This window comes from Oceanisphaera sp. (assembly GCF_052084945.1).
Classification (GTDB): domain Bacteria; phylum Pseudomonadota; class Gammaproteobacteria; order Enterobacterales; family Aeromonadaceae; genus Oceanimonas.
The window spans coordinates 5,459-6,337 of sequence record NZ_JBQDEX010000029.1 but is presented as its reverse complement, the minus strand read 5'-3'; the positions used below and the strand labels follow the sequence as shown (position 1 = coordinate 6,337).

At 50.7% G+C, this 879-nt stretch carries 1 pseudogene; it reads right to left on the bottom strand.

The window, feature by feature from the left end:
- Window positions 1-142: 142 nt before the first annotated feature.
- Window positions 143-879: pseudogene (locus tag ACTHY5_RS04360) on the bottom strand (hypothetical protein); the annotation flags it as partial.

Sequence of the window (879 nt, the reverse complement as noted above, 5' to 3'; positions counted from 1 at the left end):
AGATGGATTGCCGCGTTGCTGCGCTCCTCGCAATGACGGCAAAAGAGAGCTGTCAGCTGGACGAAAAAAAACTTGCCTCTACATAAATAAAAAAGCAGCGCCGTAGTTGGCACTGCTTTTTTTAGTTAGGCGCTTGTTGTCGCTAATCTCGATATAAACGCTGTGCTAGGGGGGCCAAGGCGGCAACATTATCCTCTTGAGCTAGCTGCAAACAAAAACCTTGTATACCCGCACCTTTAAGCGCCAAGGCAAGCTCAACGAGCATGGGGTTGCTGGTGTCTAGCAGACTGAACAAAGGCAGGTGAGACGCTTGCTGTACTTGTAGTAAATCGGCTAACGGACGGCCTTGGGTATCTAATAACGCCAGTTGGCGATTGCCTTCACTAAGTACTGTGTCTACCTCAACTAGGGTGTCAGCGACTTGGTCGTTGAGTGGCATTAATACCGGGCGCGTGCTGCGCCCAGCCGCTAAGAGTAGCTCGTTTCGCTTGCCTTCAATGGGCTGTAGTAATACCAAATCTAACGACTCAGCGGCGCGTTGTAATTGCTCTGGGGTGTGTACCTGTGTAAGGGTCGCCAGATCAAACTGCTGCGCCACCTCGCGTAGCTGTAATAAGCGTGCTTGTTCAAACTGGCTATCACCTTGGCCAAAACAAGGCGCACCTAGTACTTGCCCCCCTTGTTCTTTTACTTGGCGTGCAATGGCTTGCAGTGCGTGATGTTCAGGCCACTGGCTTAACAGAGTGAGCAATAATGGCTCTTGCTGACTTAAGGTAAAACGACCAACCTGTAGCACCGGAGCCTGCTCTGCTGTTGCAGGCGTTGTTGACAGTTTAGTCTTAGGTTTAACTTGCGAAGATGGTGTGAGCGCCTTAGATG